The organism is Scytonema hankhaensis NUACC26 (assembly GCF_045865695.1).
Taxonomy (GTDB): domain Bacteria; phylum Cyanobacteriota; class Cyanobacteriia; order Cyanobacteriales; family Nostocaceae; genus Scytonema.
Map to the genome: position 1 here is coordinate 15,547 of NZ_BAACAP010000163.1, position 25,988 is coordinate 41,534.

At 42.8% G+C, this 25,988-nt stretch carries 30 protein-coding genes and 1 pseudogene; 8 read left to right on the forward strand and 23 right to left on the reverse strand.

All coding sequences use genetic code 11. From position 1 onward, the window contains the following. Position 1 precedes the first annotated feature (1 nt). The 6 genes from ACKTT2_RS13210 to ACKTT2_RS13235 form a co-directional block, all read right to left on the reverse strand. Positions 2-658, reverse strand: a complete 657-nt coding sequence (locus ACKTT2_RS13210) for a cysteine hydrolase family protein (protein WP_407887479.1) — start codon at positions 656-658, stop codon at positions 2-4. Positions 659-715: 57 nt separating this feature from the next. Further along, positions 716-1,585 carry an alpha/beta fold hydrolase gene (locus ACKTT2_RS13215; protein ID WP_407887481.1) on the reverse strand — a complete coding sequence of 290 codons (870 nt, stop codon included), beginning with the start codon at positions 1,583-1,585 and terminating at the stop codon, positions 716-718. 101 nt (positions 1,586-1,686) lie between these two features. Continuing rightward, the gene (locus tag ACKTT2_RS13220; protein ID WP_407887483.1) at positions 1,687-1,845 is read right to left on the reverse strand and encodes a hypothetical protein; all 159 of its coding nucleotides are present in this window, start codon (positions 1,843-1,845) and stop codon (positions 1,687-1,689) included. Between the two features lie 36 nt (positions 1,846-1,881). Beyond that, complete coding sequence (locus ACKTT2_RS13225) at positions 1,882-2,157, reverse strand: phosphatase PAP2 family protein (protein ID WP_407887485.1); 276 nt, start codon at positions 2,155-2,157, stop codon at positions 1,882-1,884. 54 nt (positions 2,158-2,211) lie between these two features. Next, a complete protein-coding gene (locus ACKTT2_RS13230; RefSeq protein ID WP_407887487.1) occupies positions 2,212-3,210 on the reverse strand; it encodes a zinc-dependent alcohol dehydrogenase family protein in 999 nt (332 codons plus the stop codon). 48 nt (positions 3,211-3,258) lie between these two features. After that, positions 3,259-3,666: a WD40 repeat domain-containing protein gene (locus tag ACKTT2_RS13235; RefSeq protein WP_407887489.1), complete on the reverse strand. Its 408-nt coding sequence runs from the start codon at positions 3,664-3,666 to the stop codon at positions 3,259-3,261. Between the two features lie 12 nt (positions 3,667-3,678). Between ACKTT2_RS13235 and ACKTT2_RS13240 the strand changes: the two genes are divergently transcribed. Next, positions 3,679-3,831, forward strand: a complete 153-nt coding sequence (locus ACKTT2_RS13240; RefSeq protein ID WP_407887491.1) for a hypothetical protein — start codon at positions 3,679-3,681, stop codon at positions 3,829-3,831. Between the two features lie 18 nt (positions 3,832-3,849). Continuing rightward, positions 3,850-5,247: an FAD-dependent oxidoreductase gene (locus tag ACKTT2_RS13245; RefSeq protein ID WP_407887494.1), complete on the forward strand. Its 1,398-nt coding sequence runs from the start codon at positions 3,850-3,852 to the stop codon at positions 5,245-5,247. A gap of 513 nt (positions 5,248-5,760) precedes the next feature. Here the strand turns inward: ACKTT2_RS13245 and ACKTT2_RS13250 are convergent. Then, positions 5,761-6,432 (reverse strand): hypothetical protein, encoded by a 672-nt coding sequence (locus ACKTT2_RS13250; RefSeq protein WP_407887496.1) that lies wholly within the window; start codon positions 6,430-6,432, stop codon positions 5,761-5,763. 430 nt (positions 6,433-6,862) lie between these two features. Here ACKTT2_RS13250 and ACKTT2_RS13255 point away from each other — a divergent pair, with 430 nt between their 5' ends. From ACKTT2_RS13255 to ACKTT2_RS13265, 3 genes are all read left to right on the forward strand, one after another. Next, positions 6,863-7,174, forward strand: coding sequence for a hypothetical protein (locus tag ACKTT2_RS13255; RefSeq protein ID WP_407887498.1), 312 nt, complete (start codon positions 6,863-6,865; stop codon positions 7,172-7,174). Positions 7,175-7,714: 540 nt separating this feature from the next. Continuing rightward, complete coding sequence (locus tag ACKTT2_RS13260; RefSeq protein ID WP_407887500.1) at positions 7,715-7,900, forward strand: pentapeptide repeat-containing protein; 186 nt, start codon at positions 7,715-7,717, stop codon at positions 7,898-7,900. Positions 7,901-8,279: 379 nt separating this feature from the next. Then, positions 8,280-9,704, forward strand: a complete 1,425-nt coding sequence (locus ACKTT2_RS13265) for a pyridoxal-dependent decarboxylase (protein ID WP_407887502.1) — start codon at positions 8,280-8,282, stop codon at positions 9,702-9,704. A 108-nt stretch (positions 9,705-9,812) separates the two neighbouring features. Here ACKTT2_RS13265 and ACKTT2_RS13270 read toward each other — a convergent pair whose 3' ends face one another. Together ACKTT2_RS13270 and ACKTT2_RS13275 are read right to left on the reverse strand one after the other, a co-directional pair. After that, complete coding sequence (locus tag ACKTT2_RS13270) at positions 9,813-10,370, reverse strand: cysteine hydrolase family protein (RefSeq protein WP_407887504.1); 558 nt, start codon at positions 10,368-10,370, stop codon at positions 9,813-9,815. 91 nt (positions 10,371-10,461) lie between these two features. Continuing rightward, positions 10,462-11,247 (reverse strand): SAM hydrolase/SAM-dependent halogenase family protein, encoded by a 786-nt coding sequence (locus tag ACKTT2_RS13275; RefSeq protein WP_407887506.1) that lies wholly within the window; start codon positions 11,245-11,247, stop codon positions 10,462-10,464. Positions 11,248-11,485: 238 nt separating this feature from the next. Here ACKTT2_RS13275 and ACKTT2_RS13280 point away from each other — a divergent pair, with 238 nt between their 5' ends. Continuing rightward, positions 11,486-12,289 carry an oxidoreductase gene (locus ACKTT2_RS13280; protein WP_407887508.1) on the forward strand — a complete coding sequence of 268 codons (804 nt, stop codon included), beginning with the start codon at positions 11,486-11,488 and terminating at the stop codon, positions 12,287-12,289. 23 nt (positions 12,290-12,312) lie between these two features. Here the strand turns inward: ACKTT2_RS13280 and ACKTT2_RS13285 are convergent, their stop codons facing one another. From ACKTT2_RS13285 to ACKTT2_RS13325, 9 genes are all read right to left on the reverse strand, one after another. Further along, on the reverse strand, positions 12,313-13,362 hold the full coding sequence (locus ACKTT2_RS13285) for an S-adenosylmethionine:tRNA ribosyltransferase-isomerase (RefSeq protein WP_407887510.1): 1,050 nt from the start codon (positions 13,360-13,362) through the stop codon (positions 12,313-12,315). A 25-nt stretch (positions 13,363-13,387) separates the two neighbouring features. Then, positions 13,388-14,248, reverse strand: a complete 861-nt coding sequence (locus ACKTT2_RS13290) for an SDR family NAD(P)-dependent oxidoreductase (RefSeq protein ID WP_407887512.1) — start codon at positions 14,246-14,248, stop codon at positions 13,388-13,390. A 524-nt stretch (positions 14,249-14,772) separates the two neighbouring features. After that, a complete protein-coding gene (nifT, locus tag ACKTT2_RS13295; RefSeq protein ID WP_038078986.1) occupies positions 14,773-14,976 on the reverse strand; it encodes a putative nitrogen fixation protein NifT in 204 nt (67 codons plus the stop codon). A gap of 52 nt (positions 14,977-15,028) precedes the next feature. Next, complete coding sequence (locus ACKTT2_RS13300) at positions 15,029-15,322, reverse strand: nitrogen fixation protein NifZ (protein ID WP_407887515.1); 294 nt, start codon at positions 15,320-15,322, stop codon at positions 15,029-15,031. Continuing rightward, entirely contained in the window at positions 15,309-16,445 is a 1,137-nt protein-coding gene (gene nifV, locus ACKTT2_RS13305; RefSeq protein WP_407887517.1) for a homocitrate synthase, read from the reverse strand. The genes ACKTT2_RS13300 and nifV overlap by 14 nt, the downstream gene beginning before the upstream one ends. Before the next feature lie 382 nt (positions 16,446-16,827). Next, positions 16,828-17,034, reverse strand: a complete 207-nt coding sequence (locus tag ACKTT2_RS13310) for a DUF2949 domain-containing protein (protein ID WP_407887519.1) — start codon at positions 17,032-17,034, stop codon at positions 16,828-16,830. A 55-nt stretch (positions 17,035-17,089) separates the two neighbouring features. Beyond that, positions 17,090-17,335 carry an Asr1405/Asl0597 family protein gene (locus ACKTT2_RS13315; protein ID WP_407887521.1) on the reverse strand — a complete coding sequence of 82 codons (246 nt, stop codon included), beginning with the start codon at positions 17,333-17,335 and terminating at the stop codon, positions 17,090-17,092. A 2-nt stretch (positions 17,336-17,337) separates the two neighbouring features. After that, entirely contained in the window at positions 17,338-18,105 is a 768-nt protein-coding gene (cysE, locus tag ACKTT2_RS13320; protein WP_407887523.1) for a serine O-acetyltransferase, read from the reverse strand. 600 nt (positions 18,106-18,705) lie between these two features. Further along, complete coding sequence (locus tag ACKTT2_RS13325) at positions 18,706-19,653, reverse strand: NAD(P)-dependent alcohol dehydrogenase (protein ID WP_407887525.1); 948 nt, start codon at positions 19,651-19,653, stop codon at positions 18,706-18,708. Positions 19,654-19,843: 190 nt separating this feature from the next. On the opposite strand from ACKTT2_RS13325, the gene ACKTT2_RS13330 reads away from it, so the two are divergent. After that, positions 19,844-20,155 carry a hypothetical protein gene (locus tag ACKTT2_RS13330; RefSeq protein WP_407887527.1) on the forward strand — a complete coding sequence of 104 codons (312 nt, stop codon included), beginning with the start codon at positions 19,844-19,846 and terminating at the stop codon, positions 20,153-20,155. A 35-nt stretch (positions 20,156-20,190) separates the two neighbouring features. On the opposite strand, the pseudogene ACKTT2_RS13335 reads toward ACKTT2_RS13330, so the two are convergent. Continuing rightward, positions 20,191-21,695: pseudogene (locus ACKTT2_RS13335) on the reverse strand (flavin monoamine oxidase family protein). 239 nt (positions 21,696-21,934) lie between these two features. Here ACKTT2_RS13335 and ACKTT2_RS13340 point away from each other — a divergent pair. Beyond that, positions 21,935-22,321, forward strand: a complete 387-nt coding sequence (locus ACKTT2_RS13340) for a lipase family protein (RefSeq protein WP_407887529.1) — start codon at positions 21,935-21,937, stop codon at positions 22,319-22,321. Positions 22,322-22,787: 466 nt separating this feature from the next. Here the strand turns inward: ACKTT2_RS13340 and ACKTT2_RS13345 are convergent, their stop codons facing one another. From ACKTT2_RS13345 to ACKTT2_RS13360, 4 genes are all read right to left on the reverse strand, one after another. Further along, complete coding sequence (locus ACKTT2_RS13345) at positions 22,788-23,039, reverse strand: type II toxin-antitoxin system HicA family toxin (protein ID WP_407887531.1); 252 nt, start codon at positions 23,037-23,039, stop codon at positions 22,788-22,790. Beyond that, positions 23,032-23,541, reverse strand: coding sequence for a DUF4365 domain-containing protein (locus ACKTT2_RS13350; protein WP_407887533.1), 510 nt, complete (start codon positions 23,539-23,541; stop codon positions 23,032-23,034). The genes ACKTT2_RS13345 and ACKTT2_RS13350 overlap by 8 nt, the downstream gene beginning before the upstream one ends. A 192-nt stretch (positions 23,542-23,733) precedes the next feature. Next, positions 23,734-24,906 (reverse strand): type IV secretory system conjugative DNA transfer family protein, encoded by a 1,173-nt coding sequence (locus tag ACKTT2_RS13355; protein ID WP_407887535.1) that lies wholly within the window; start codon positions 24,904-24,906, stop codon positions 23,734-23,736. Positions 24,907-25,249: 343 nt separating this feature from the next. Beyond that, a partial coding sequence (locus tag ACKTT2_RS13360) for a DNA-directed RNA polymerase subunit alpha C-terminal domain-containing protein (protein WP_407887537.1) occupies positions 25,250-25,988 on the reverse strand: 739 nt, incomplete at its 5' end.

A 25,988-nucleotide genomic window follows, 5' to 3' on the forward strand; every position in this document is an offset into this window, starting at 1 on the left:
GTCAGTCCCCAGCCTGGAGTAGGCTTACAACTTCATCCGTAGACAGAACTGCGTTAGCGATATACCCATAGTTGATTAGTGCTGCCTTGTAGCCATCTCCCAACTCTGGGTGTCGAGGGGCAGCTGTTGCATCTTTAACGACGACGACCTCGAATCCCTGCTCGACCAATTCGCGCAGGTGAGATTCGACACAGAGATTTGCCAGCATTCCAAGGAGAATGACTTTGCTCATGGAGCGCCTACGTATTTGCAAAACGAGGTCGTTGTTCTGTGGACCGAAGACCTTATGGGGACTAACTACGACCGTCTTGCCATCCTCAATGAAAGGTTTAAAGCGATCGAGCCAGTCCGCACCTGAATCAGAAAAACCGTCGAGGCTTAATGCACCACTGCGAAAAAATTCTTTGGACTTAAGCACCATCTGCTCTAGGGTTCCAGCAAATTTCCAGCTATAGTCGGTGGGATAGTAATAGTGGGGGGAGATGAAAACCTCAAATGCATTCTGCTTCGCGGCTTTGAAGATTCGCTCGATGTTCTCGACGGTCTTGTTCTCCTTAACACTTTCACCCACCAAGTCCCAGGAAATACCTTTTTCGCTCAAGACATCGTTTTGCGGATCGATGACGACTACTGCAGTATCATTTTTATTGATATTCATGGTTTTTCTTAATTATTAATGTTCGTGGTTCTCTTGTCCTTCAAGTTAACTTGCCAGTCAGACAGGAATGGGTTGCAGCCGTGACGTGAGAAATTGCGTGATGTGGTTTGCGATCGCCTCCCCGTCTTCTTCCAGGGCAAAATGTCCGGTATCGAGTAGATGAAACTCAACGTCTTTCAGGTCGCGCTGGTAAGGATAAGCACCGTCAGCAGGGAAGATGTCGTCATTCTTGCCCCAAACAATCAGGGTCGGTGGCTGATAGTTACGAAAATACTCTTGCCATTGTGGATATAACGGTGGGTTGGTGCCATAGCTATAAAACAGCGCCAGTTGAATCTCTTCGTTTCCGGGACGATCGAGGAAATGTTGATCCACCGTCCAGGTATCGGGACTAATTGCTTCCAGATTACGAACACCATTGGTATATTGCCACTTCGTTGCTTCTAGAGTGAAAAGGTGTTTGAGCTTGTCCGCATTTTCAGGAGAACGGGAATGCCAATATGCCTTGAGCGGGTCCCAAAATTCACGCAGACCTTCTTCGTAGGCATTCCCGTTCTGCACAATTAAGGCTTCCACTCGCTCTGGATATTTAGCTGCAATGCGGTAGCCAACAGGGGCACCATAATCCATTACGTAAAGGCTGTATTTTTTGAGATCGATCGCGGTAATAAATTTCTCTACGATCTGTGCCAGACGATCGAACGAGTAGTCAAACTCATCCACTGTTGGCATAGAACTATTGCCGTAGCCAGGATAATCGGGTGCAACCAGATGGAAGCGATCGGCTAAGGCAGGAATTAGGTTGCGAAACATATGAGATGAAGTCGGGAAGCCGTGCAACAGCAGAATCGTCGGATTATCGCGAGAGCCAGCTTCTCGATAAAAGATATCTAAACCATCGATCTTAATCGTGCGATATGTGGTCATGACTTTACTCCTTGTAAGTTTATAGGTGGTGAAATTGTTATGGTGTTTGCCAGACATACTCTTGCTCTCTTTTTTGCTTCTGGAAGTAGTCGCGCCAACTTTCACAGTAGAGCTTCTAGTTGAGCAGTTTGGTGAAGTAATTCTGGATTGTTCTTCTTACGGGTATAAAGTTGAGTGATATCAGCAACCGTAATATTGCGATCGTTCCAGCTCACTAATGGCAACGACACATCCTGCCGAGCCAGCACCAATGACAACATAATTATATTGAGTCATTATATTTTCCTGCCTTTCACTTATGCGAGTTTGAAAAACAGCAGTTGAATTGCGGTCAGAACAATGCCCAACAATGGACCAGCAATTGCTTGCGCGATCGTGTGTCGCCTCATAACAATTCGTGCTTCACCCACAAGCACTAACAGTAAATAGATTTGTATGAGTTCAATATATACAATTGACTCTAAATTTGTCGTCCACTTAGAGTTGAAACTTTTGTTCAATAAAGTGATTGATGAATGAGTCCATCTCAAAATCGAAGCTTGGCTCCAGCTAAAGTTGGAATTTAAATTCAAACCTGAGTACTAATCCTTCTACAAACTAACAATTCTTCGGTTTGATGCGTTCATTTATCCCTGTTGGAGTACAACTTTGCCTAATGCCTGACCTGATTCAGCCCGTTGGTGTGCCTGAGCTACTTCAGAAAAATTGAAGACTCTGGTATCCAATAGGGGATGCACTTGCCCTGCATCTACCAGTTGAGCCACTTGTGTCAAGATCTCTCCCTGCCGCACTCGACCCACACCATATATTATGGGAATTAGCCTGTAAACCAGATGCAAGGTGAGTCCTTTGGTATGAAGTAGGGTAAGATCTTGCTTAGAGGTGGAAACAATTGAAACCACGGTTCCATTCAGCTTTGCTGCTTTAAAGGCATTTTGCAAATTGTCATTTCCCACCGTGTCAAACACCACATCAAACCCCTGTCCATCTGTGTGTTCTGCCACAAAATCCTCGACAGTCTGCAGGCGGTAGTTAATCGTGAAATCGGCTCCCAGTTTACGGGCGATCGCCTCCTTCTCCTCGCTCGATACCAGGGCATAAACCTTCGCCCCAGCCCACTTTGCCAGTTGCAACCCGATATGCCCCACGCCTCCCGTTGCACCGTAAACTAACACCCGTTGTCCCGGTTGCACTTTCGCACGCTCGATGATTGCTTCCCATGCGGTAATCGAGATTAGGGGCAGGGCGGCGGCGGCTGTCATGGCGAGGGACTTGGGCTTATGAGCCACTAGGTCTACATCTACCAACATATATTCAGCCAAAGCACCCCCAAATCCTTTGACTCCACCAGGACAGGCATACACTTCATCTCCGGGTCGAAAAGTGCTCACTCCGTCGCCGATCGCTTCCACCACCCCAGCAACATCTCCATGCAACACTGCAGGAAGATCGGGAGCAACGTTTGCGTATGCGGGTACGCCCTGGCGAATTTTGAGGTCTACAGGATTCACGCTGGTTGCCATCACCCGGATCAATACGTGTTTGGGTATAACTTGAGGAACTGGAATGTCTGCTCCCTCAAAAACATCAGGACTACCAAACTGGTTGATAATTTGAGCTTGCATTAAAATCACCTCATTGAAGATAACAGGGAGATAGGCGATCCCTAGTAATTAAAATCGCTTATGCGACAGTGGCTTTAAAGGCGCTTTCGCGATCTGCCAAATCTTGATAGTCTTATCTGCACTGCCGCTAACAACGGTATTACCTTGCGGATTGAAAGCCACAGACCAAACTGCTTTATTATGTCCGGTGAAAGTGCCCAACAACTGCCCTGTTTTGGGATTCCACAATTTAATTGTCCGATCGTAACTACCACTAGCGAGTTGCTGCCCATTGGGGCTAAAAGCCACAGAGCAAACTGCATTATTATGTCCGGTTAGAATATGCTGCAACTGCCCCTGCGGATTCCACACCTTAATTGTTTCGTCATCACTACCACTAGCAAGCTGCTTTCCATCAGGGCTAAAAGCCAACGATGAAACAGCCCGATTGTGCGCCGCTAGGGGGGTTTTCAACACACCGCCTGCCAAGTGACACTCAGTAGTTCAGACACAGGCAGTGCTGGCAATTTGTTTGTGGATGCCGATCGCATCTTTCTCAACAACCAGGGTAAAATTCGGGCAGATACTTCCGGTGGCAGTGGGAATCTTAATTTGCGATCGCCTATATTGACTCTAGGTTAATCTTAAAGGAAAAGTTAAATGTTGCACTCCGAAATAGCTACCAACGCTGTTCCACAGAAGCCTGACTGTAGACAAGCTGTCGTTATTGGTGGCAGTATTGCTGGATTGTTAGTAGCGCGGGTGCTGGCAGACTACTTTGGCCGGGTGACCGTTGTTGAGCGCGATCGCTTTCCCTCTGAACCAGTGCCTCGCCCTGGCGTTCCTCAGTCTTACCAACTCCACGTACTGTTAGCTCAGGGACTACAGATTTTAGAGCAACTTTTTCCGGGATTTAAAGATGAACTGGCTTTTTACGAAGCTCCCATCATAGATTGGACAGCAGATTACCGATGGTTATTGCCGGGAGGTTGGGCACCTCGCTTTTCCTCTGAGATAACTACCCGTAGTTGCTCCCGAAATTTACTCGAACTTATTATCAGAAAGCGCTTAACTTCTAAAAGTCATGTGGAATTTTTAGAAGCAACTGTTGTAACAAACTTGTTAAGTAGTCCTAGCAAAACAGCAGTGACAGGCGTGCGAATCAGAAATGGCAACAGTACAGAAACAGAGTTATCTGCTCAGTTAGTTGTAGATGCTAGTGGACGCAATTCCAAAGCGCCTAAGTGGTTGCAAGCTTTGGGGTACGATCTGCCAATTGAGACAGCGATCGACTCTTTTTTGGGCTACTCGACTCGCTGGTATCAGTCCCTAACTGGAGAACCATTGGATTATAAGGTGTTGTATATAATACCCTCCGCTCCAAACAATACAAGGGGAGGCGTGCTTTATCAAGTTGAAGGAAATCGCTGGATAGTTAGTCTCATTGGTGTAGGAAAAGACTATCCCCCCACTGATGAAGCTGGTTTTTTCGACTTTGCCCGGAGTTTGCGAAGCCCAGAGATTTCTGAAGCTATTCAAAATGCCCAACCAATCTCTCCCATCTATGGTTACCAGCGTACCGAAAACCGCCTGCGTCATTACGAACGAATGTCACGGTTACCAGAAAACTTCTTGATAGTGGGTGATGCTGTCTGCGCCTTTAATCCCGTTTACGGTCAAGGCATGACCGCAGCAACACTTGGTGCTTTAACTCTAGATTGGTGCTTGAAGCAACAAAATTTACAAACCTCCAATGGAAATCTCACAGGTTTACAAAAGCGTTTTCAAAAACAACTCAGCAAAGTAAACACAGTACCGTGGTTAATGGCAACTGGCGATGATTTCCGCTGGCCTACAACTGAGGGAGGTCAACCAAGCCTCACGTTCCGATTCATGCATTGGTATCTCGATCGAGTCATGTTAAGTGCAACTCAGAGTGCCAACGTGTACAAAGTTCTTGTAGAAGTGTTGCATTTGCTCAAGCCACCAACTGCATTGTTCCAACCGAGTATTTTGGCGGAAGTTTTGAGACGGATATTGACACTCACCGCCTCCTAGAAGTCATTGCTTTCTATTTGATTTTTGAAATGCACGTAGGGTGAGCACTGCCTACCACATGATACTTCTGTTTAGGACTCCTATTTGATGTTTGAAATGCACGTAGTAGCGCATCTAGGTTAATTTGTTGGGTAGAAATTAATCGGTTAATTAGTTTCTTTTCTTTCCCCCCTGCGCCCCTGCTCCCCTGCAGTCTCAACCCAACATTTTGAGGTGGACGCGGTAGTAGGGTGAGCACTGCCTACCACATGATACTTCTGTTTAGGACTCCTATTTGATGTTTGAAATGCACGTAGGGTGGGTACTGCCCACCACATGATACTTTTGTTTGACAGAGCAACTACCTACAGTCTTGAGATTTTTTTTTTAATCAGATAGGATTACTATATGTTTGGCACTTAGAAATTTGAATAACTTGTTTTTATAAGCAGTGGTTCAACTTCTTCAAGTGTAGGGACATCATCACCTTCCCAATAACAAAAATCTTCCCAAAGTTCTGGAAATTCTCCAGTATCAATTGCAAGATAGTTTATGCCTACAACACTCACCAGCACACATTCCTAGATATCTTGCTAACGCTTCATGTCGAATTATGGGTGACGAATAGCTTTCAACTCTAAGTAAAGCTTCATTGCGAGGTAAGTTAACCAACGAAGTTTCATCACTGAGTTTATCAGGTTTGCGAAGAATGATTTCTATTTGGTCAAGCATTATTTCTTTGCCAAAAGCAATACACAACTTATTTGGATTTCCTCCTTTAATTTGAGGGCGAGTAGGAAGTTTATTAGAAACTTTTCCTGGTCTCCAGTTCTCATCTCCATAAGTTGTATACTCATCCAACATTTCCCCGTCTTTACTCAGGTGATACCAAAAAATGCTCCCATCATAAACATGAACAGCCAAAGCGGAACAAGAAAATATTCTCGACAAGTGACGTGCTAAACAAACTAAAGTGAAGTACGACCCATAACGGTATTGATTTACGATCGCTCTAGCTCTTGAATCTAGCTTGGTTAAATTAGCTACATCTTTCCTATTTGGCCCATCTACAACCCGATCGTATATAGTTATGAAATCATTGATATTTGTTGATACATAAGCCTCTCGACTAACTTCCGATAGGTAGTTAATCAACTCATCCCTATGTACTCCGTATAAACTGAGATTGCCGTATTGGATTCCCATAAGCTCGATATTTCAATCGTATGCGATCGTTAAGGTTACAGTGTTTAGAGCTGTGGAAACTGCTCACCTACAAAAATCTTTGCTTAGAGTCAGGTAGTACAACGCATTTAATTGTGCGCTGCTGTTACTATGGGCGTCTTTTTGGGCAAGTTAAACATAGGGTTGTACAAACACCTACCTTTTCTTACCTCCTAAGAAACACATTTTGAAAGCAAGATATAGCAAGGGTTTTAGAAATTTAGGTAAAATGTGTTTCTTTCATATGTTACTAGCGCTGAAAGCTGCTAGTGAGAGGCTTATATCTTGTACCTGTAAGGGTAACCCGCAGAGCGGCGAATAAAGAGGCAAAAGTGTAACAAGGAGATGTTGTCCGAGCGTCCATTGGGGCGTCAACCATTTCTACAAGTGATTATTGACCTGACAACTAGGCGTGAAATTCGGAAAATTTAAGGGATTTGAAAATTTAATTCGCGTCTACAACGGAAAACGAGGCTTGCCTCTGGTTGTGATGTATTTGGTTGTTGGTCGGTGGCAGCTGTGGAGTTTCCGTGTATGGAGAGGAAAAGGAACTCCTTCCCCAGCACAGTTGGGATTAAGGCTGGTCAAATGTTTGCCTAAAAAACTAACCAAACACTTTAAGGTGATGGTTCTTGTGGATACAGCCTTTGGCAGTGTAGAATTTCTACACGATGTCCGAAAGCTGAAGTACCACGTAATTGCTCGCAAGTGCTTGTACCCGTAAGTTGGCGGATGGACGCTGTGTCTCTCAATTACATAAGCGAGGACAACAACTACGTCTGGTGGGCTTAAAGTTTCTTGTCTCTGTATCCTGGTACTATTTTAAACGTGATGATGGGAAGTATGAAAAACGATTTCTCGTGTCTACAAAAGCCCTCAAAGCTAGCACCATTTCCTGGTGAGCCAGCGCGTTGCGGGGGTTCCCCCCGTTGTAGCGACTGGCGAACCCGAAGGGTGGGGTAAACGACGATGGCAGCCTAGTTGGTTGGTTTAAAACTGCAAAGCACCGTTTTGGCTTGCATCGTTTTGGGCAAGGAACACTCGAATGAGTTGATCGTTGGTTGGTACTGTCGCTTATCTCTTATGTTTTGGCGCATTGGGCTTATTTATCGCTCGCCACTACAGATCTACCTGATTGGGGAGAAGCTGCACGAATCGCATTTCAAACAATATTTCCACAATTACTTCTGTGTTGCTTTTTACTTGACCTTGAACGAATGCGTCCGATTGCACTTAGTCACGGAATTGACATTCAAATTTCCAGGTGCAAGATATAAGTTTAGGAAAGTTAAGTGGGGCGAACCTTTCGTCAGCCGACTTGCGGGGTGCAAATTTGGAAAACGCAAACCTAGAAAAAGCCAACTTGAAAGATGCTAATCTTACTAGCGCTAACCTCGTCGATCCAAAATTTACTGGTGCTATCATGCCAGATGGCAGTATTCATGAGTAAGCTGTCTGACATCTTGTACCTTCTCAATAAGGGGTGGTGGGCAGTGCCCACCCTATAAAATAATCAGTTTTTTGGGCTTTGATTTTTGCAATGAGGATCGAGTCTTAACTGAACCGTATTGAGCTATACGCCAGTTGCCTAGGTCGGGAAACCCTCCTATGGCACTTTCGTGCCACGCTTCACTATCAGCACTGGTCTCACCACCTACAGGGATGGATTCACTGCAACGCGCTGCCTCGTCTTTGCGTGAGTTTTATTCAAGATATATAAGCGGACATGATATCACTTAAGTTTAAGGCAAGTTGATAAAAAGGATGAACGTTACTACCATTTTAGGTTAGAGATTTCACAGAAAATTTTACTGTATTAGAGGCTTCTAATGGCACCACAACAAAATTACCATATGTCTCCAGAAGAATTTCGCCATTGGGGATATCAAGTTATTGATTGGATAACTAATTACTGGGAGAATGTAGAGAAGCTACCTGTTATGTCTCAAGTTGAACCTGGAGGTATCAAAGGTAAGCTACAGGAAACTGCACCCCAAAAGGGCGAGTCTTTCGAGGCAATATTAAAAGACCTGAATGAAATTATTCTGCCCGGTCTCACTCATTGGCAATCTCCCAACTTCTTCGCCTTCTTTCCCACAGGTACTTCTGCACCCTCAGTTTTAGGAGAGTTAATCAGTGCTGGTTTGGGAGTACAGGGAATGTTATGGGCAACTTCTCCTGCTTGTACTGAATTAGAGACCCATGTTTTAGACTGGCTGGTAGATATGCTGGAACTACCAAAACAATTCCTATCTTCTGGGACTGGGGGAGGAGTTATCCAAGATTCAGCTAGTAGCGCTTCTCTAGTCGCTTTACTAGCCGCCAGAGAACAGGCAAAAGCAGATATTAGCAAATTGGTTGTTTACATTTCTACTCAGACACACTCATCAATTGAAAAAGGGGTTAAAATAGCAGGGCTGCGCCTGGAAAACTTGCGCTTGATAGAAGTTGATTCTACCTATGCTATGCGTACAGATTTACTACAGCAGTGCATTGAAGCAGATATAAATGCCGGTTTAACCCCTTGTTATTTGGCAGCTACTATAGGAACTACCTCATCTCATGCCATCGATCCCATTCCAGAGTTAGGAGAAATTACGCGGAAATACAATATCTGGCTACATATAGATGCAGCTATGAGTGGTACAGCCGCTATATGTCCTGAGTTTCGATGGATTCATCAGGGGTTGGAGCTAGCCGACAGCTACTGTTTTAACCCTCATAAATGGATGATGACCAATTTTGACTGTACTTGCTTTTACGTTCGAGACAGAGCAAAACTGACTCAGGCTCTTTCAATCGTGCCAGATTATCTAAAAAATCAGGCTACCGAATCCGGCAAAGTCATTGACTACCGGGACTGGCAAATTCCTCTCGGGCGAAGATTTAGAAGTCTCAAACTTTGGTTTGTGATTCGATATTACGGCATTGAAGGTTTACAAAATTACGTTCGCAAGCATATAGCTTTAGCACAAGAATTTGCGGAATGGGTAAAATCGCACTCAAGCTTTGAGCTAGTTGTAAATCCTCCCCTCAACCTAGTCTGTTTTCGTCATAAAGGTAGCGCTCGGGTTAATGAGGTAATCCTCAATAGTCTTAATTCCTCCGGACAACTTTACCTAACTTCAACTCAGCTTAACCAAAAACTTACTTTACGAATGTCGATTGGGCAAGCAACCACTGAAAGAATTCATGTGGAGCAAGCTTGGAAATTAATTTGTCAAGCTGCTGAGTCGGTAGAAATAACACTTTAATGTATCAAATCTTAAGAGGTTTCAAAAAATCTGGTTGAGAATTGTTATTGAATCAGGGGAGGTAGGGGAAGTAGGGGAGGTAGGGGAGGGGAGAGTACCTTGCTGTAGTTAGGAACACCTATCCTTATTGTGTTTTACTGGCGCGGCTAGCATACCTTCAGAAAGACCAGCTTCACGCAGACGAAAAGCACCGATATTTCGACTGAGTACCGCTAACCCTGCTAGATGTGCCTGTAAGCCAGCCGTACTAGCGCAACAATCAGTGAGTACGATTGGTTCAATGCCAATGTCGAAAAAATCCATTGCAATTTTCAACACACACATATCAGTGTCAATACCGACTATAAAAACCCGCTCAAAACACTGCTTGTGAAAGTAGTCTGTCAGGTCATCCGGTATCCCGCACACACCCAGCTTAGAAAAAACGAGTTCTGGTTGAACCCAGGGTTGTAATTCTGGGACAATATCAATTTCTGGTTCATGACTACAGCTGTGCCAATCAAGGAATTTCTGGTACGGTCCATCAGATGTATTGATGAACCGAGTGAATAAAACGGGTGCATACTCATCTCGTTGGATTAAACTGGCTACTCGTTGCCCGATGTGATGAGTGAATTCGTTGATAAAAGCGGATTGTATATCAACAATAATTAATGGCTCAGACATTGTTGTAGTGAATCAATAAAACTAGGCAAAGCTTTGCTTTATTTGCGAAAAAAATGATAACTCGATCTATGTTTCTTGCTCTGTAAATCTTTTAACTGATTTGTATGTGGGTACCGATTGATGGACAATTAAATGATTCCCAAGCATTACCACCGCGTAGAAAAACTTCCATCCAACGGGTATGTTCGCCTTGGGCATCGATCCAGCCACTGCTACCTGGGGCAAAAGCTAACTCTCCGGATTCTACCGCAAAGCTGCCATCGCTCTTCGTCGCTTCCCGTTCCTTCTCTCCAATTTGCAAACGAACCTTTTGACCGGAGCTTCCCTTGGTAGCATCATGTTGAATCGTGGTTTTCAAGTTGCCATAGCCGTCAATATAAGCAATACAGTTGAGGGGTATCTCCGGTATATCAGAAAAAGAAATCTCCTCACCTAGAGCATCGGGTTGACCCAGTGCGATCGCTCCAGCCGCCTCTGGAAACAGGTCGCGAGACCGAAACTGCGAACCAGAAGCGGCTACCGCAGCCCACCGTAACTCAACTGCGAGATCGCGCACGAACGAAAAGGCATAACCAGCATTGACGCCTATAACCCGCACACCCGTTGATAAGCGGGCGAAAGCAAGACGTTCGCCCGCGTTACCAGCACGCGCCTGTTCATCATCTTCACGAGGCGCTACGTTGTGATAAATGATTGTCCCAGCGGGGGCTTTATTCAAGCCCAACTGGGCGACACAAAATCCTGCCGCTAGGGTGGCAAAAGCTGGCACCGGTGTGAGTATCGGTTCGGCATCCGGTAGATAGAGTTTGAGGCGCTGCACGACTTCTGCAAAAGCGAGGTCGCCAAAACCGTAATCAGCAATGATGTGAACTAGCATAAAGCCCTATCTCCCATATTAAGACTTTCCAAGACCGAATAGCGCATTTTTCTAATGCTTAAGTTAATCGCTACTGCGGTTCGCTTACATATATCTGATGACATAAAGTGCTTCCCCCCCACCGCACCGCTCTTCCAATTCCACCCCAAATTTCTCACCTAAAAAGCAGATGAATATAGAGAGAATGTCACGCTCTACTTTTAATTAAATAAAATATAAAACTCCAAAGTAAAATCTTATGAATAACAAAAAGGTTGCACTAGTTACAGGAGCATCATCTGGGTTTGGACAGTTAAGTGCTCAATTACTGGCTCAAAAGGGATATCTTGTCTTCGGCACCAGTCGCAAAGAGCATTCAGCCATATCGGGAGTAGAAATGCTGATATTGGATGTTAAATCTGACTCCTCAGTACAATCGTGCATAAAACAGTTGCTCGCACAGACCAACCGTATTGATTTGCTTGTTAATAATGCCGGACAAATACATGCCAGCATGCTTGAAGAAACTTCTTTAGAACAAGCCAAGGAGATTTTTGAAACAAACTTTTGGGGAGTTGTCCGTGTCACTAATGCCGTTTTGCCAATCATGAGACAGCAGCGTAGCGGGCATATTATCAATATGAGTTCGGTAGCAGGATTGATAGGCGCACCCGGTCAAGGTTTTTATTCAGCCAGTAAATTTAGTCTCGAAGGTTATAGTGAAGCACTTAGCGTGGAACTAGATCCGTTCAATATCAAAGTCTCTTTAATTGAGCCTGGTTATTTCAAGACCAACTTCAACAGTGCCATGTTGCAACCCACCTTGACTTATGCTGACTACGACAATGTACGTGATGTTATTCGTTCATCAGTCCAAAAGGCAATTGCACAAGGTGACAATCCTGAAAAAGTTGCACAAACCATTGTCTCTGTAGCACAAAGCCAGTCACCGCAATTGCGATATCGTGTTGGCAATGAGGCGCAATGGTTACCTCGCCTCAAAGCAATACTACCCGATAAGCTGTTTCGATTTGGTGCTCGCAAGCGGTTAAACCTGCCATAAACCAATTTACTCCCGCACTCGGATTAAACGATCAGATTTAAATCTCCAAATTCATGCCAGAGATACTGTTTTTGTACCGCTTCTTCATATGAATCCCGAATTTTCTCGGCACTTAAGAAAGCAGTCAACAAGTCGAGATGGCTAGCCTCTGGTTCGTGCATTCCAGTTAGCAAACCATCCACGGTTTTCAGCCTGTGATTGGCTGTAATATGCAGTCGCGTGTATCCGTGTTCGGCTTTCACTTTTCCCGTGTCGTCTGCTATTGATTCTAACGCCCTTACGACTGTAGTTCCTACGGCAATGACTCGTCCACCATTGAGGTGTGTTTGGTTAATCTTTTGAGCTGCTACCTCGCTAATAAAGTATTCTTCTTCTGAGGCAGGGTGTTGAGCATCAAGAGCATCGTCCATATAAGAAGAAAGCCCGGTATGAAGTACAATATAAGCTGTTTGGACACCCTGATGCTTGAGATCGAAAAGCAGTTTCCAGGTAAAAGCACGACCTGCTGAGGGCATTTCCGCACTCCCTGGTTCTTTAGCATAGACTGTCTGGTAATAATCTAGCTCCCAAGGGGCAGAAACATACTCATAGCGAACCGGACGCCCCAAACGATAAAGTAAATCCATTAACTCCGTACCTGATTTGGAGAAACGGAGTTTCCAAAGTCTGGGAATATTAACATCGCGATCGTAAACTGTACCTGTTAACCCTTGCTCAAAGTCAATTTGCATCCCACTGCGAAGTCCACAGGAAAAAGGATCGCCTTGTTGGCACAGCAGTAGTACTAACCAGGAATCATCTGGGAGATGCTGTGCTAAACGAATTTCCATACAGTCGCCTCTTGGCACTTCACAACCATTAAGGCAAGCCGGAAGCGTGCGACTAGAATTAAAAACAAGCAAATCGCCAGGACGAAGGAATTCACCGATCCGGTCAAATCGTGTATGTTCAACCTTGTTGATGGTGCGATCGATTGCCATCAGCCGCACGCGATCGCGTCCAATCCCCCGCCGTTCTGGTGGCTCTTTGGCTAAGAGTTCAATAGGAAGAGTAAAGGTAAAAGGAGTTGCCATAAGTTGTTACTTCTTAAATTAGGAATTATGAATTATTCTGTCCCCAGTTTTCTTCTTGAGCTTGAAATCTCCGTCCGTTTACGTCTTGAGATTCATCCGAAGCCAAGTAAACAAACACATCTGTAACTTCTGCTGGATCGGTCCACTGAGTTGGATCTTCATCTGGTTCTGCAGCACGATGCATTGCAGTATTCATGTCTCCTGGATCGACCCAATTCACTCGTACGCCACTACCTTCTAATTCAGCAGCCCAGGTTTCGGACATCCCTTCTATACCAAACTTCGAGATTCCATAGGCTCCCCAGCCCGGATATCCTCTCACTCCAGCATCACTCGTTACGTTAATAATCGAGCCACCCCTTTCGATCATTGCTGGTAAGGCTTTTTTAATTAAGAGAAACGGAGCAATCAAATTGGTGTTGATGACGCTGTGGAAGTTTTCTAAGGGATAATCCAATAGAAATGGCATTGGGGCTGGACCAATTGTTGAAGCATTGTTGACTAGTACGTCGAGTTTTCCGTTAAATTCATTTAAAGTTGTGGCAACCACGCGCTCAATGTCTTCGGGTCGAGCTAGATCGGCTGCGATCGTCAAGACTTTTGTTTGAGAGGTAGCTTCAGCTAAAATGCGCTTGCGTACTTCATTTGTCACACGCTCAACTTCTCCTGGTTGAGTGAGATCTGCACTGACAACCACAACAGTTGTTTTATTTGTTTTCGGAGCAACTTCTAAGACACGATCGCGTACCTCGTTAAGAGCTTCTTCTCTTCGAGCCACAATCGCTATCCCAGAGGCTCCCTGCTGAGCATAAGCGATCGCTAGTTGCCGTCCCAATCCCTGTGACGCTCCTGTAATTAAGACATATTTTCCTTCTAATCTAGCCATATTCAAGTCCTACCAACAAAATGTTGATGCTAGCTTTTGCTACTCTTTTTACTAAATCATAGTCGTTATGAGTTTATTTTAGCAACTAAAGTAAAACTAGAGCGTATTACAAAACTTTACGAAGAGGTGTGTAAATGGCATAGCATAATCGTGACGAAGCGATCGAACTTCAGCCAATAAATGGAAGTATTTTTAACAAAGTCTAAGAGCTAGGTCGCATATTTTAACTGCATCCTAGCTCTTTTTTTGCCCTGTCAGAAGAGTTTCAGGGAGGTGTTAAATTTTGTAATAAAGTTTTGTTTATTTCCATCTATAGCAATTTTATTTGATTTGTAAATACACGTAGGTAGGGCTATGCCGTACAAAAGCTTCAGTGGTGGGCAATCCCCACTCTACAGTACTACAGTACTTAAAATTGTTTATAAATGATAAATGATTTAGAATTGCTATATCTACTTAACTTGTTATCGTAAAGCTTGTTCTAGGTCATTTGTCATGACAAATGACAAATGACAAATGAAAGTTTACGCGATCCGCTTAGCTTCAACAGTTTGAGGTAACTTTAATGGATCTGGCAAATTGGGAAAAGAAAGTTCCCAACCATTAGCGAGAGTGAAAATCTTGCCGTCTGCTCCTTCTGTTTGCTTGACAACTTCTTCCTCTAAATCTTTCTTAGCAACGTAAACAACTAAATTTCCAGCAGTATTTTGACGCAGCATGACTTTCATGAAATTTTCCCGCTTTCTAGTGGTATTATGGATGTACTACGATAAATCGTCCTCATTCCCCGTCAGGAGAGGCGTTTTCTTGGCTTTCCTCAACAAGTTCCAGTTCACCTTTGCGACAACCTACGACGTATCCTGTAGTTTCAAGAAAATGAACTGCGTAAATGTAGGATCTTTGTAAAAAAGTGCCTACACTGACGACATAGCCAACATCTCCTTTCTTGGCGAGGATTGTTCCTATTTCTAGTCCGGGAAAAGTGCCATCGTTTTTGATTAATTTGCGAAGTCGGACTTTATCTCCTATATCAAAGACTGGTTCTAGACCAAGTTCTAGTTCATCCAATTGCATGAGAGTACCTCTGTTGCTCTTTTGCTAAATTCAACAGTTCTTGCACGGTTAAGCTGCGTTTTTTCTCTACCGACTCTTGCCGCACTGCTTCTAATACAGATTTGGTTTCTTCCGAGTTTAAGAAGATACCGTGTTGCTGCAATACGTTCGATACTATGTGTCTGCCGGAATGTTTACCCACAACCAATCGCCGTTCCCACCCTACCTCTTCTGGAGCAAAAGGCTCGTAAGTTAAGGGGTTTTGCAAAACGCCGTGAGCATGGATACCTGCTTCATGAGCAAAGGTATTTTCACCAACAATTGCTTTCCAAGGCGGTACGGTAGAACCTGATGCTTGGGCAACAAGTCGGGATAGTTCTAATAAACGAGGAGTGTCAATACCTAAATTAACGCCGTAAATGCGTTTCAAAGACATGACAACTTCTTCTAATGCGGCATTTCCAGCCCTTTCACCAAGTCCATTGACTGTTGTGTTGACAGATGTGGCTCCAGCTTTAATTCCTGCAAGAGCATTGGCGGTTGCCAACCCAAAGTCATTGTGGGTGTGTATTTCTACAGGAATGAATAATGCTGACACCAATCGCTTCACTTTGTAGTAAGTGGTGAAGGGGTCGAGAATGCCAACAGTGTCACAAAACCGAAATCGCGATGCACCCCATTCTTGGGCATAGTTGGCTACATCTAGAAGAAAACTCTCATTAGATCTCGAAGAGTCTTCTCCTCCAACAGCTACCCAAAGCCCTTTATCAACGGCGAAGTTAATGCTGTCTCTAAGTTGTTGTAGTGTAACTCGCCACTGACCTTGAAATTTTGCAGTAATATGAATTCCCGATACAGGTACGGAAATATGCACTCTCTTCAATCCACACGCTATGGATGCTTCAATATCTGATATAACAGCGCGGTTCCAACCTAACAGTTTGGCTTGCAGATCTAAGTTACGAATTGCTGATATCGCTCGTATTTCTTCCTCTCCCATTGCAGGAATGCCAACTTCTATCTCGTGAACGCCAATGGCATCAAGAAATTTTGCGATCGCGACTTTCTCGTGTAAGTTAAAGGCGACTCCGGCTGCTTGTTCGCCATCTCGTAATGTAGTGTCATTAATTAGAATTTGATTCATGAGTTGAAAACCTATAAATGTTGGTGGTTAGTGGTTAGTAGGGGTGCAAGATCGCCGCGCCCTTACAGTTGTTAGTAGCTACTAATTACTAACTACTAACTACTAACAACCTTCATAAATATGTAACGTATAAGCATAATCAATTACACATTTTTTTTATCTGTTGGTACTTTTTCTTCACCAAACAGCAAATAACTAATATAGGTATTAGCAACTCCTGATAGAATTAATAAGCTTAATCCAGCAATTAAACTCGTAATCATGATGTACCTCTCTCTTTTTAATCGTTTTGGTGATTCACTTGCAGTTATTCTCACTACAATTTGCAACGAGAAATCATTTATTGGTCATTGGTCATTTGTCATTGGTCATTTGTCATTGGTCACTGGTCACTGGTCAGGTGATTCTCCAACCAATCCAAAATACGTTCTAACTGTTCTATATCAACTAATCCATACTGCCAGAGCAGCATCGCTAATGGTTCGTTATGTAACTGATGTTTTTTCAGTGCGATCGCAATATCTCCAGCAGTGAGTGAAAGCTCCTTTTGTAAAAAGTTGATGAATTGTGTATTACTGTAATAATTCATAAATCAATCTCTCACACACTTGTTAGTTATCAGCAACACACGTATACCCCATCATTTAAGCTTGCCAGCATTGCTCTAACCAATCAATCAATTCTTGGCGAGTTGCTTTCAATTGCAAGACAGTACTGCGAACGAGAAATGCTGCTAGACATCCCTCAATTTGTACCCGCAGAGAACCATCGGGAAGACACCAACAGGGAATCATCAATTCTTGTAAGCGGTGATATATTCGCCAGCGATCGCATACAGGAATCTGAAGAATATGCTCGCTTGAATTTTGCTCTCTACAGGGTTGCAACATAATTAATGTTCCTTAGTTACCAATTCTTTTTCCTTTGCTGACGAGTGAAATCTTTCCAGCCTTTGTTCGAGTTGCTCGATACGCTCCACCAAAGAGCGAATCATACGAGCTTCAGGATCGGGTAGCTTTCCATGTTCCAAGGGAGAAAGCCGTTCCTCTTGCTTGTGGGAAATAATCCGTCCAGGAATGCCCACTACAGTGGAATCTGAAGGTACATCTCTCAAAACCACCGAACCCGCTCCTATACGAACGCAATCTTCGATGAGAATATTGCCTAAGACTTTTGCGCCTGCACCCACAACAACGTTTTTACCCAAGGTAGGATGGCGCTTACCGCTTTCTTTACCAGTTCCACCAAGGGTGACGCCTTGGTAAATCAAACTGTAGTCTCCGACTATGGCGGTTTCTCCAATAACAACTCCCATACCATGGTCGATAAAGACACCTTTGCCTATTTCTGCAGCCGGATGAATTTCAATTCCAGTGAAAAACCGTCCCAAGTAAGAAATAAAGCGGGGAAGAAAAGCCACTTTCTGCCGATGTAACCAGTGAGCAATGCGATGCAAGCAAAGTGCATGGAACCCTGGGTAGCAAAAAAGCACTTCTAACCAATTACGTGCAGCCGGATCTCGCTCAAATATGATACGAAAATCTGTTGAAAGCGGTTCAAAAAAAACACCAGTCAGTATTGCTCTCAATAAGTTGACGGTGGCAAATACTGGCATTTTTGTAGATTTGGAATTTGGGATATGGTCGAGGGACTGTTGCATCGGTACTGTTTAGCGAAAAGAGCCGTATGCGGTTATGTTTTCTGCTTATACCAGATGACTTTAAAAAAGCTTGTCCCGTCGATGCTGATTGTATTTATTGGATTGATTAAGGTTGTACTCACCCACTTCAAATGCCCTATCCATGCACTCTAAAAATTTTTGTTGGGGTAGGGGGACTAGTATTTTTAGGGCAGGGGGACTAGTATTTATGGGGCGGGGGAATAAGTATTTCTGTACTCGATATAAATCTTCTTACCTGTAGGCTCACATTGCCTTGAGGCAAGATAAGTTTGCATAAGTTAATAGGAACTTGGTTGTACTCAGATGAGAGATGAGTCCAATTAAATATAGATCTGTATACCTTATTACTTTTTCTTATTGTATTCTTTTCTATGAAAAAATACAAGCCTCTCTCTATTTATTTAATAGTGATTTGTCTGTAGGTGCCGATACGGTTTGAAAGACTAAAAATTGTAGTTGGATGAACATATGATAAGACTAGGACTTGTATTATAGCAAATAGATAATAGTTAGTTGTTGGTAAAAAGACAACTAACCATAGTGTAAGAATGTGCTATGCGATAGCGTAAGCGCTAACGGCTAAAGCCGTATCGCGATGGCAATTTTGCCTACAACGCGATCGCTTTCACTATATGTATGAGCCGCGACTATTTCTTGTAAAGGATATGTGCGGTCAATAACAGTTTTTAATTTACCCGCCTCGCTTAATTCTTTGAGGTAATTTAAATCTTGAGTTCTAGGTATTGCCAAAACATTCCTAGCTTTTTGACCGGGAAAGATAGCAGTCAACACATTCTGTACTACACTTTCAAAACTAGGAAGCGTGGTGACATAAGTTCCATGTGGTTTGAGAACTTTTTGACAGCTAGAAAATGACTGCTTAGCAACCGCGTCTAAAATAATATCGTACTGTGTCGCGATCTCCTGAGTAAAATCCTGTTGTGTATAGTCAATAACTCGGTCTGCTCCCAAAGACTTTACCAAATCCACATTTTTTGCACTGCAAACACCTGTAACTTCTGCACCTAAAGCTTTAGCAATTTGTACTGCATAAGTTCCGACACCACCAGAAGCACCATTGATGAGAACAGTTTGCCTTGCTTGGATATTGCCCAAGTCTCTTAACGATTGCAAAGCTGTCAGCCCCGCAACAGGTACTGAAGCAGCTTCCTCATATGTCATCTTGGTAGGTTTGAGTGCAGCACTTGTTTCAGGAACAACTGTAAATTCCGCGTAAGCCCCTCCTTTCAAGCCAACATTGCCGTAAATTGCATCTCCCGGCTTAAAGAGTTTAACTTGGGAACCAACTTCTACAACATCTCCTGACAAATCAAATCCCAAAATCATGGGGAATTTATTTCCTGTGATAAACTTCAACATACCCTTGCGGATTTTCCAATCAACGGGATTGACGCAAGAAGCGCGGACTTTAACGAGCACTTCATTAGGTTGAATCTTTGGTAGTTCTACTTCTTCATACCGCAAAACTTCAGGAGAACCGTATTGGTAGATAACTGCTGCTTTCATGCGAGACCTCTATCTAAAAGTTTATTTAATGTTAGAACAAGTATGAGATTTGTTTGAGAAATTCAATTTTTGAAAATTGTATTAATATAGATTTTAGCTCGAATCCAAATTTCTAAATCAGTAGGACTTACAATTTATATCTTTATAAATTGACTAGAAAAGAGCTATTATTACTTTGGCAAGACGAACAATGTTAGATTTTGGAGTAGTTAGCTTTTTGCCCAATATTATAATTTTCTCTAATTTTACAAAAGAATATTTACAGGAAAATAAAGTTCAACCCCAGATAGAAGTTAATGCTAACCTTAGACAGATGACGGAGGATTTTGATTTTCAGTTAGAAAATTATAAAATTTTGTATCATGGATTTGTTCATAACATAAATATTGATGTTAAAAAACCCGCTTGTGGCGGGTACAAACTAAAGGGTATAAAATACGGACAAAGTGTTAAATTTTCGTGTCGGCTTACCTCCATCTTGAAAATAGGGAGTAGGGAGTAGGGAGTAGGGAGTGGGGAGTGGTTACTGGTCACTGCTTAAACTGTTACCAACTGACGATTGGTTCGAGAAATGGTGTTGGCTGCAGTGGATTTTGTCACTGGCTTGTGCTTCACAATGTCGCCAACAGCATCAAGAGCAGACTCGATAGAACCTTGCAACCAAGCAGGGAATCTAGAGCAGTGTTCGCCAGCAAAGAACAGGGCGTTTTGGGGTCTTTGTGCTGCCAAGTAATTGGATTCGCTATCATCCCAATGAATGGTGCATCCGCCTGCACTCCACTTGTAGTTACCCCAAGCAATAGATGCTTTGTCCACAATCATGTTTGGAGCATTCAGTTCGGGGTGAAGTTTGCTCACTGTGTTCTGCACGTAGTCAAAGCGTTCAATTTCGGACATCTTGCCCATGCGTAAGGCATCATCACCGATAGTGTAGCTCGCCAACATCACGCTGCCATGCTCTGGATTGAACTTCACACTTGGGTAGTAGGTTTGACGCACGCCTTCACCACTGAAGGAAGCACCGCCTTTGATACCTTCTTTAGCCCAGAAAGCTTCCTTGGTATGAAACGCCACTTTTGTTCCGGGACAGTAAACGGTGTTATGGATGGAGTCTAACTTCTGCTCGTCAAAACCGCTCAATTCCATTTTGCGGAGTATGGAGAATGGAATGGTGCATAGTACGTAATCGCATTTCTTAATGTGGATTTGACCGTTTTGCTTCCAAGCGATCTGGGTATAATCTTTTTCTACCCGCAAAGCAACAACTTCAGCATTACACTTGATATCAGCAATGATTGAAGTTGCCAAGCGTTGGATTAATTGATCCATTCCACCTTTGAGTTGCAACAAGTCGTGGCTGGTTTCGGTCATGATGTCGCCAAGGAAGATATCCAATCCAAGAGAACACTTGGCGCGGAAGCTGGGGTTTTGAGTCAGGAATGAGTGCAAGTCAATGGTTTCGCCATCTTCACTGAAATAAGGATCTAAATCCAAGCGCTCCAACTCATCCATTAAGTGAGATTGTAAATCGCGCTCAAAATCAGAACGGAGATTACCTGGTGCGATGGTATTAATGATGGTTTTGAGCCAAGCGGCAAAATTGCGAGTTTGTTCGCTGTAGCGCGTGTCAGTTAACAAACCGCCTTCTGTTTGTTGCAGTGTGCGGGGTGCATCTTTCATCTTCAGTACTTGACCGTTAATGTTCATTTTGGCATAAATTCCTCAAACACGGTCATAAACTTACATAGTTTATCACTCAGTCCCATTTCTTGAACGTAATGCAGTGTCAGAGAGTGGTTGCTAGGAATACGCATAGCGCCAAGTTCGGCGTAAGGAGCATCGGGTTCATTACCAAAGCGGTGCGTCCATACCCGTCCGCCGATGCGGGGGCTACCTTCTAAGATCTCAACTGTGTGACCCAAGCGTTCTAGTTCGTAGGCTGCTACCAAACCAGCAATTCCTGCTCCTAAGATTGTGATGTGCTTTTTCTCGGATTGGTTGTTGATGAGTTGGCATTGTTCTTTAATCATGTTAGCGTCCATTGTTTTATCCCCTTTGTTGTTTGTCTCATGATTTAGGATTCAACTTGTCACGGACGATTACGTAATTTGGGAAGGTATTTGTATAAATTAAATACTATTTATTACGGATACCGACGGAAACTGACTTTTTCTGACGGCTGGGTTTTTAATAGCAATGGAGGTGTAGCGAGCGAGAGTCCAACTCTCTTGGGTGCGCTTGGCTTCACTGCGCCCTAGAGTGCGATAAGCACTCTTTCGGCTTGCGCTTCGCGATCGCAACACTATGTGCGTTTCATATTCACCTAAGCCAAACAATTCAGGTTGAAAACCCTATTCTATACACATTTGCCAGCCCGCGTGTTGGTGACCAAACCTTTGCAAAACATTTTGAAACACTTGAATGCTACCGCATCGCCAATAGCGAAGACGTTGTTCCCAAAATACCCATACCCAGCTTGCTACTTGTTTCTGGTCGCGTTCCAGGTAAAAGTGGAACCGCCTCGCTTGCAACAGGGTTACTTGGAAAATTTAGTAACTATCAGCATATCGGGATACCAATTCACTTTACAGCACAAACTGGTAATATTTCTGACAATCACACAATACCGATTTACTTAAAAGCACTTGGTGTTGAGGTGGAGCGGTAGGAATTTGTGACTTAAGGTAAATAGTAAAATAATTCTAAGAGACTTAACACTGGAAGAGATTAAGCAAATCTTTGATTTTGTTCGTCGATTTTCTTTTGTCGTCGATATTGGCTACGACGTTGATTATCAGATAAGGGGAACATCAAGAAGATTCTCCTGAACAGAATTCCCTTTATATGAGTTCTGTCCAGCACCCAACAATTTAAATACTCCTATCCCGCTCGAAGATTACCTAATTAAATGAACTGCATCTCGCTAGGCGATTACGTTAAGATAGATAGGGAACCAGGTACCACAAATAATTCTTTTACCGTTTTTGTGCTCAGATTGATGGTGCGTGATAGGATTATATTTTATGGTTGTGTTTGTGATTAATTTTTACTATCACACACCCTACCTAGAATTTTGGATGCTTTTTGAGTGTATGGTGCGTAGTTTATGGGCGCTGATTAATTTATTGTTACGGTTAGGAAGCTACCAGGTTCAAAAAACGGTTGAATTTATCACTATCCATCAAGCCATTTTCTGACAATATTCGACGTACAGCTACTAAATGCACTGTTCGTACATACGCTTGTTGCTCATAACCAGGTAAAACAACTAATGTACCAGATGATGGGTACTGGTAAACTTTCTGCCTACCTGATGTTGGCATTGTTACAAATCCTATACTTAATAGGAATTGCTCTAGTTCAGTAAACTTAATTTCTCTAACCATTATGACGAATCACTCCTTTTAGCTGGTTGAGAACATCATTTTTAAATGTAGCAAATTTTTTGATGGCCTGTCGATCTAATATATTGTCTTTAGATAAGCGAACAGTTACACTTTCACCAATCTTGGATAAATCAAATTTTTCTAAGCTTTCAAAGTATGCTTGTAAATATAGCCAATAAGCTTGACTGTCTCTTGCATCATATATAATTAAGATGCATGGCATAGGCTCAAATAACCATAGTTCCAAGTCGGAACGCACAAGAGTAAAAGTAATAGTTTTTTGGTCTGCCAACGTAGAGAGTGAATCTGTAGCTTTTAATTGTATATAGATTTGACCATTTTCAATTTCACCTTCAGCATTATAAGTAAAGATTAGTAGGTCATAACCATAATCATATTTAACACGTTCTACAGAGTAACCGCATAATAACACATATCGTTCAACATAGTTAACACTTAAATCTGCTATTATATGCTCTCTTGGTCGCTTTTTTCTTGGCATTTATAGAGTCTTTTAGTTTTAGTGTAATAAATAATATCAAAGTTATACTTGTTTAGGTGATTAGAAAAACTTTATCTTTAGAAAGATTGGCTCTCCCGTATATATAATGATAACTTTTTCTAATCACAAAGCTAGTGTGCCATTAGTAATCATCCGGGGGTCTTTGTATCGTTCTGGTGGCGCATACAGCGGTCAACGGCTGCCAATCTGCAGAGGTGCAAAAACGCGACGAGTCACATTATTTCTCTTAGGAACAACGGAGTCTAAAGCATCGAGAGTGCCACTTTCTCCCTTTGGTGGACTGGTCGGTGGAACATTACCAGCTTCATCTGGCAACGGTAACATTCTTTCTGCTTCCTCAATCCGCTCGTAAAGGGCTGCTGTCAGTTGGTCAAGGCTGGCGAGTTGGACGCGACTTTCCAAACGCTTCCTCACCTGCGTGTCCCAAAGTTCCTCGCTTTCGTCTTTGCGCTTTAAATCTGATTTGGGAATTGGTATGGTCAGTGGGTAAGGGATTGAGCCTTCTCCCCCAGAACTGTAACCGGGATTGGTGATGACACACTTCCCTGGAGGAAAACGCAAAATTTCATCCACTGAAAACAGTGGCATTTTCTGAAGAGATTCGTTCCAACTAATCGACTGGTTTCCGTTAGAGCGAGTGGTAGACTTGTTTTTGAGTGTAATTTCTTTTTCACCATACCGCTCGGAATATTTTTTGGCGGTGTCGGGGTTGCCAGGGTTGAAGAGAACATGGGTACTACAAGCACTGGCGCTCGCCCTTGGCGCAAGCCGTACCCGGCTTATCGCAGCCCCTAATTTTTCACCATAGCCCTCGTACAGCTGCTCCAAACTTTGAATTCCCAGAATAAAACAAGCGCCATTAGAACGGTATTCGTTAATCCATTGAGGCATCCGATCCAATCGGATTGAAGGAAACTCGTCAAGGGAAATGATTAAAGGGTCTTTTCGTGGACGACTAAGGTTAGAAACAACCATCAAATGAATTGCTGCTGCTAACAGTGGTCCCACTACGCTTTGACGCTCATCATCTAGCTTAAAGACAATCATTTCCCGACCTTCAATCTTTGTGGGAGACTTGCCGATAAAAGCCCTCAACAAATCAGCCTGAATAAAACTACTAAATGTTCCAGCCGCCGTCGTCAAAATACCGGAAATTGTCTTTTCTGCTTCCTTAGCACTCAGGAACTGATTAAAACTGGTGGCTATCCACTCGTCCATAGCGCGAGATTGCACGGCAAAGTCGATGCGCTTTGCTAAATTGGGCAGTCTAAACACGCTATAAACCATTGCCATGTCTGAATAGCGAGACCCCTTAACTAGCTGTAAAATCGCTTTAGCTAGCAAATCTCCTGAGCGAATGTTTTTACAAAGGGTGGGTGGTTCGTACCGCTTTATTCATGATTTCCTTTTAGAGTATTTCGCTGCCTTAGAGATGAAAAAATAAAAAAAGAGCGAAAAATTTAGGTGCTGATACGTACAAATTCTGTAATAAAATTTTTCGCGATTATGATTAGCTCTGTTTCTATACTTGATTAAACTCCAATTATACTGGTGTATCTCTTCCAAAAATTGAAAGAAACTCTTCAAATAATAAAATTAGAGATGCTAAATATACAACTTGATTTTTTACCTCCCCATACTTCAGATTTGAATTTAATTTAATTAGTTTGACACTTAGTTAAAGATGCTAAGAAGACCTTTTTGGGGTTAGGGTAATGCCTAATCGTCGTTGTAAGGCTTCAACTACATCTTCTACTGACTTCCTCCCAAAGTTTCTTATTTCTAACAGGTCTTCTTGAGTATAATCCAACAAATCTGCTATTGAGTTAACTTGTACCCGTTTAAGGCAGTTATAAGTTCGCACAGAAAGTTGTAATTCTTCAATTGGAATTTGAGCTGTTAGAGCGTCTTTTTCTTTAATTGATTTAGTTAAAGTTTCATCAGCTTCTTTTAGAAAATCCCTCAATTTTCCTTTTATTGAACTAGCTGGAATATATAACCTTTCTTGCGGTAGAGAAATCCCAAAGCGACTCTGTAAAGCTTCTGCTACCTCTTCTACTAACTTTTTATCAAAGTCTTTAATTTCTAATAGGTCTTCTTGAGTATAATTTAACAAATCTGCTAATGTGTTAATCTGCATCTGTTTAAGACGATTATAAGCTCGCACAGAAAGTTGTAACAGTTCAATTGGAGTTTGGGCTGTTAGGTCGTCTTTTTCTTCAATTGATTTAGTTGAAGTTTCATCAACTTCCTGTAGAAAATCCCTCAATTTTTCTTTTATTGAACTAGCTGGAATATACAACCCTTCTTGCGGTAGAGAAATCCCAAAACGACTCTGTAAAACTTCTACTACCTCTTCTACTAACTTTTTATCAAAGTCTTTAATTTCTAATAGGTCTTCTTGAGTATAATTTAACAAATCTGCT

Bases quoted from the DNA above. Each gene is read 5' to 3' on its own strand.
- ACKTT2_RS13290 (WP_407887512.1), bottom strand. From the start codon at position 14,248: ATGGCTAGATTAGAAGGAAAATATGTCTTAATTACAGGAGCGTCACAG.
- nifV (WP_407887517.1), bottom strand. From the start codon at position 16,445: ATGAATCAAATTCTAATTAATGACACTACATTACGAGATGGCGAACAA.
- ACKTT2_RS13350 (WP_407887533.1), bottom strand. From the start codon at position 23,541: ATGCCAAGAAAAAAGCGACCAAGAGAGCATATAATAGCAGATTTAAGT.
- ACKTT2_RS13210 (WP_407887479.1), bottom strand. From the start codon at position 658: ATGAATATCAATAAAAATGATACTGCAGTAGTCGTCATCGATCCGCAA.
- ACKTT2_RS13250 (WP_407887496.1), bottom strand. From the start codon at position 6,432: ATGGGAATCCAATACGGCAATCTCAGTTTATACGGAGTACATAGGGAT.
- ACKTT2_RS13280 (WP_407887508.1), top strand. From the start codon at position 11,486: ATGAATAACAAAAAGGTTGCACTAGTTACAGGAGCATCATCTGGGTTT.
- ACKTT2_RS13330 (WP_407887527.1), top strand. From the start codon at position 19,844: ATGTTAGATTTTGGAGTAGTTAGCTTTTTGCCCAATATTATAATTTTC.
- ACKTT2_RS13285 (WP_407887510.1), bottom strand. From the start codon at position 13,362: ATGGCAACTCCTTTTACCTTTACTCTTCCTATTGAACTCTTAGCCAAA.
- ACKTT2_RS13310 (WP_407887519.1), bottom strand. From the start codon at position 17,034: ATGAATTATTACAGTAATACACAATTCATCAACTTTTTACAAAAGGAG.
- ACKTT2_RS13215 (WP_407887481.1), bottom strand. From the start codon at position 1,585: ATGACCACATATCGCACGATTAAGATCGATGGTTTAGATATCTTTTAT.
- nifT (WP_038078986.1), bottom strand. From the start codon at position 14,976: ATGAAAGTCATGCTGCGTCAAAATACTGCTGGAAATTTAGTTGTTTAC.
- ACKTT2_RS13300 (WP_407887515.1), bottom strand. From the start codon at position 15,322: ATGCAATTGGATGAACTAGAACTTGGTCTAGAACCAGTCTTTGATATA.
- ACKTT2_RS13275 (WP_407887506.1), bottom strand. From the start codon at position 11,247: ATGCTAGTTCACATCATTGCTGATTACGGTTTTGGCGACCTCGCTTTT.
- ACKTT2_RS13270 (WP_407887504.1), bottom strand. From the start codon at position 10,370: ATGTCTGAGCCATTAATTATTGTTGATATACAATCCGCTTTTATCAAC.
- ACKTT2_RS13220 (WP_407887483.1), bottom strand. From the start codon at position 1,845: ATGTTGTCATTGGTGCTGGCTCGGCAGGATGTGTCGTTGCCATTAGTG.
- ACKTT2_RS13265 (WP_407887502.1), top strand. From the start codon at position 8,280: ATGGCACCACAACAAAATTACCATATGTCTCCAGAAGAATTTCGCCAT.
- ACKTT2_RS13325 (WP_407887525.1), bottom strand. From the start codon at position 19,653: ATGAAAGCAGCAGTTATCTACCAATACGGTTCTCCTGAAGTTTTGCGG.
- ACKTT2_RS13245 (WP_407887494.1), top strand. From the start codon at position 3,850: ATGTTGCACTCCGAAATAGCTACCAACGCTGTTCCACAGAAGCCTGAC.
- ACKTT2_RS13315 (WP_407887521.1), bottom strand. From the start codon at position 17,335: ATGTTGCAACCCTGTAGAGAGCAAAATTCAAGCGAGCATATTCTTCAG.
- ACKTT2_RS13345 (WP_407887531.1), bottom strand. From the start codon at position 23,039: ATGGTTAGAGAAATTAAGTTTACTGAACTAGAGCAATTCCTATTAAGT.
- ACKTT2_RS13230 (WP_407887487.1), bottom strand. From the start codon at position 3,210: ATGCAAGCTCAAATTATCAACCAGTTTGGTAGTCCTGATGTTTTTGAG.
- cysE (WP_407887523.1), bottom strand. From the start codon at position 18,105: ATGCAACAGTCCCTCGACCATATCCCAAATTCCAAATCTACAAAAATG.